Source organism: Streptomyces sp. NPDC007162 (assembly GCF_040634175.1).
In the GTDB taxonomy this organism is placed as follows: domain Bacteria; phylum Actinomycetota; class Actinomycetes; order Streptomycetales; family Streptomycetaceae; genus Streptomyces.
Window position 1 is genome coordinate 1 of sequence record NZ_JBEYFC010000697.1, and the last position, 3937, is coordinate 3937.

Below are 3937 nucleotides of genomic sequence, written 5' to 3' on the forward strand. Positions count from 1 at the left end.
GGGCTGCCCGGCCTCGGCCTTCCTGCCGACCTCGGGCAGCTCGAAGAAGACGATGTCACCGAGCGTCTTCTGGGCGTGGTCGGTGATACCGACGGTCGCGATGCCGTCGGTACCGGTGCGGACCCACTCGTGGTCGTCGGTGTAGCGGAGGTCGGTGGGCACGTGGGACATGGCTGGACTCCTTCGGCGGTCGCGGTGCGATCGGGAACAGCCTGACCCCAGGGAACCGCACATCCGCGCATTTCGGGCGCGACGGTCCACCAAGCAGGTGACGGCGCCCGTCACGTCCGGGCTCGGGCACCCCGCCTCACGTCGCCGTACAGCTCACACTCGGCACGGCACCGCCGCCCGGCGCGCCCCCGAACCCGAAGCTCGCCGAACCACCGACCGGGACCGCCCCGTTGTGCGCGGCGTTCACCGCGGTGACCGTCCCCCCGCTCTGGGTGTACGACGCGTTCCACATGTTCGTCACCTGCTGCGACCCGCTCCACGTCCAGCTCACCTTCCACGAACCGATCGCTTTCGTCCCGGTGTTGGTGACCGTGACCGCGGCGTTGAAGCCGCTGCCCCAGTCACTGCTGACGGCGTACGAGGCCGCGCAGGAGGCGCTCGTCCCCCCGCCCCCTCCCCCGCCGCCCCCGGTGCTCGGGAACAACGGCGCCTTGATGCTCGCCAGGTACCCGTCCTTCACGGTGTCCACGGTCGCCCAGTCGTCCTTCAGGATGCCGCCGGTGTCACCGGAGTCGGGGTTCCAGGACCAGAAGGTCCACTGGAAGGAGTCGGCACCGTACGCCGAGGTCGGCCGCAGGTAACTCACCAGCGCGGCCAGCCACTTCTGGTCCACCGTCGAGGCGAGCGTGGTACCGAACTCCCCCACCCACACCGGGGCGATGTTCTGCTTGAAGAGGTAACCCCAGTACGAGTCCCACACCCCCGGCATGTTGGCCGGGAACGTCGGATCGCTGAACCAGCTCTGCTGGGCCACGCTGGTGGCGTAGTCGTGGGCCGAGTACACCACCCGGTTCGCCACGCTCAGTTGGACCGGGTACTGCGCGACACCCATCAGGTTGCCGCCCCACCAGCCCGAGACGCCGTTGAACGTCTGCACGCCCTCGACGAAGACCAGCAGGTCCGGGTTGACGGACAGGACGGCGTTCCCGGCGCGCTGGGCGGCCAGCCGCCAGTCGACGGACACGTCCCCGCAGCCCCAGCAGGCCGGATCGTGCGGCTCGTTGTGCAGGTCGATGCCGATGACGGTCGGATCGGCCGCGTACCGCGCAGCGAGCGCCTTCAGGTCGGCGATCCACGTCGACTCGGGAACGGACGAGGTGTACCAGAGCGCCGACTGGCCGCCGGCGTCCGGACGGTGCCGGTCGAGGATGACCTTGAGCCCGTCCTGCCCCGCGTACGCCACGATCTTGTCCATGACCTGCAGCGAGTTCAGCCCTTGCAGGTCGGCGTTCTTGCCGTTGCTGAAGTCGATGCTGTTGGGGACGGTCGTGCTCTTGAAGATGTCGTCGCTGTAGGGCAGCCGGATGGTGTTGTAGCCCAGCGACCTCATCTGGTCGATCATGTTCTTGTAGTCGCGCGACCAGAGGCCGTGCACCACGTAGTTGGCGGTCTCGAAGCCGAACCAGTTGATCCCGGCGATCCGGACCGGCTGCCCGGCCGCGTCCAGGATCTGCCGGCCACTGGTGTGCCAGTAGCCCGCTCCCGGGGCGGTCGCCGCGTGCGCGGAGGCCGTCGCACCGGCGAGGGGCAGGAGGAGCGCGGCGACCGCGGCACAGAGCGCTCTTCGCAGGCTGCGTAAGCGGAACATGGGCTGTTCCTCTCGGAGTCTCACGGAGTCTCGCTTGGGGGCGCGCGGCCCCGGAACTCTATGGGAGCGCTCCCATGTACCGCGCACCTCCCAGGAAACTGACACACCACCGTCACGTCAAGACGTACGGCCGGGGATCAGTGCCCGCGGTCCGAGGGGCGCCGCAGCCGCCGCACCCCGAAGAAGGCGAGCGCGACGACGCCGACGGCGAGGGCGCCGACCTTGACCCCGCCGGACGCCGGGCCGCCACCGCCGTCACCGCTCGCCGACGTCCCGCTGCCGGAGGACGACTTGCCGGACCCGCCGGGCACGTCCTCCGCCTGCACCGGGCTGTCGACGCCCTCGCTCCCGTACAACAGCTTGGTCCCGTCGGGCGAGTAGCTGATCGACTCGCCCTGCTTCTGGAGCGGCACGTCCAGTCGCCCCGCCCGCTTGATCTCGCCGCCGTTCCAGTCGTAGTAGATCCCGCCGAAGTAGCCGCGTACGGCGAGTTGCCTGCCGTCGGGGGAGAAGGCCGCGTCGGTGGCCCAGAGGTCGACGGTGGCGACGGGCCTGAAGATGTTCGTGCCCGACGCGGAGAGGGTGGCCGGGCCCTCGTAGAGATGCCCGCCGTCCTCCTTCTTGTCGATGATGTACACCCGCCCCGTCCTGGGGTGTACGACGAGCGACTCGGCGTTCCGGGCGCCGTTCGCGTACTTGACGACGTACTGCGTCGCCCTGATCGTCCGGTCGACGAGCTTCTTCGGCTCGGGCAGCTTGTAGATCCAGACGTACGGCCAGCTGCCGTCGAGGTTGTCGCCGATGTCGCCGACGTAGATCTGGTTGCCGGGGCCGATGGAGATGGCCTCGACGTCTCGGGGCGTGCCGACGCCACTGAGGGTGATCCTCGCGAGGGTCTTCCCGGTCGCGCTGTCGACGGCGTAGATGTACGGGCCGTCGCCGCTGTCGTTGTGGGTCCAGTAGACGCCGGGGTGGAGGTGGGAGGCGGCGAGACCGCTGGACTCGGCGATGCGCGGGTCCTTGATGGTGAACCCCTGGTCGCCGGCACCGTCGGCGGCAAGGGCGGGCGCGGAGGCGAGGGCCCCCGTGAGCAGGAGCCCGGCGAGAAGGGCGAGCGGTCGTCGACGCATGGGCCCAAGCCTGCCATCCCGCGCCGGGTTCGATCACGGAGGACGACAGAGGGTGCGCCCGGGGCACGTGGTGGGCCTCACACGCCACCCCGGCCCCTCGCCTCCCCCTGATCGTCCATCATGAGCGGATGCTCAGGTTCATGCCCGTCGGGGACTCGATGACGATCGGCAGCGCGGGCGAACACACATGGCGGTACCGCATGTGGCAGCACCTGTGCGCGACGTACGGCGGTCCGTTCACGCTGGTCGGCCCGCGCGAGACGCTCTACGACAAGTCGGCCGAGGCCCCGACGTCGTACGCCTACGCCGATCCCGACTTCCCCCGGGCCCACCTGGCGGGCTGGGGCGAGGGCTGGCAGCACATGGTCCCGCTGATCGGGGACGCGGTGCGGGCCCACCGTGCCGACGTCCTGCTGGTCTCCCTCGGCCTGATCGACCTGGGCTTCTACACGAACGCCGAGCAGACGGCGGCGAACGTGGAGTCCTTCGTGGCGGCGGCACGGGAGGCGGCCCCGCGGATCCGCATGGTGATACTGCCGGTGATCCGGAACATCAGGGCCGCGTCGGACGAGGCGTTCGCCGCCCAGGTCGACCGGTTCAACGTGCTGCTCGCCAAGGCCGTCGCCGACCTGGACCAGCCCCGGTCGCCGCTCCTGCTGGCCTCGCCCCCGGAGTCGTACGACATCGACACGGACACCTACGACGGCACGCACCCGAACGCGAACGGGGAGCACCGGATCGCGGGGGCGTTCGCGGCGGCGATGTGGCAGGGGTGGGGCATGGGACAGCCGTACGAGGCGGGAACGGACTGACCGAAATCCGCCGTTGCCCGGTCACCGTGCGTATCGTTGAACCGCGCGGCCGCACTCGTGCGGAGGGCGGCCGGGGAGGAGCGCCAGGATGACCGTCCTCGAAGACAGGATCGCGATGGCCAAGAGCGACGACGAGATCACCGCCGGTCACCTTGTGGGCGACCGCCAGGGACCAC

General features: G+C 70.0%; 3 protein-coding genes and 1 pseudogene. 1 reads left to right on the forward strand and 3 read right to left on the reverse strand.

The window, feature by feature from the left end; genetic code table 11:
- The 3 genes and pseudogenes from ABZ646_RS42275 to ABZ646_RS42285 all read right to left on the reverse strand — a co-directional run.
- Positions 1–234: pseudogene (locus tag ABZ646_RS42275) on the reverse strand (hypothetical protein); the annotation flags it as partial.
- 73 nt (positions 235–307) lie between these two features.
- The gene (locus tag ABZ646_RS42280; RefSeq protein ID WP_360531818.1) at positions 308–1819 is read right to left on the reverse strand and encodes a cellulase family glycosylhydrolase; all 1512 of its coding nucleotides are present in this window, start codon (positions 1817–1819) and stop codon (positions 308–310) included.
- Between the two features lie 137 nt (positions 1820–1956).
- Positions 1957–2949, reverse strand: a complete 993-nt coding sequence (locus tag ABZ646_RS42285) for a WD40 repeat domain-containing protein (RefSeq protein WP_360531821.1) — start codon at positions 2947–2949, stop codon at positions 1957–1959.
- A 128-nt stretch (positions 2950–3077) separates the two neighbouring features.
- Here ABZ646_RS42285 and ABZ646_RS42290 point away from each other — a divergent pair, with 128 nt between their 5' ends.
- A complete protein-coding gene (locus ABZ646_RS42290; RefSeq protein ID WP_360531824.1) occupies positions 3078–3761 on the forward strand; it encodes a GDSL-type esterase/lipase family protein in 684 nt (227 codons plus the stop codon).
- Positions 3762–3937 lie beyond the last annotated feature (176 nt).

Bases quoted from the DNA above. Each gene is read 5' to 3' on its own strand.
- ABZ646_RS42290 (WP_360531824.1), top strand. From the start codon at position 3,078: ATGCTCAGGTTCATGCCCGTCGGGGACTCGATGACGATCGGCAGCGCG.
- ABZ646_RS42285 (WP_360531821.1), bottom strand. From the start codon at position 2,949: ATGCGTCGACGACCGCTCGCCCTTCTCGCCGGGCTCCTGCTCACGGGG.
- ABZ646_RS42280 (WP_360531818.1), bottom strand. From the start codon at position 1,819: ATGTTCCGCTTACGCAGCCTGCGAAGAGCGCTCTGTGCCGCGGTCGCC.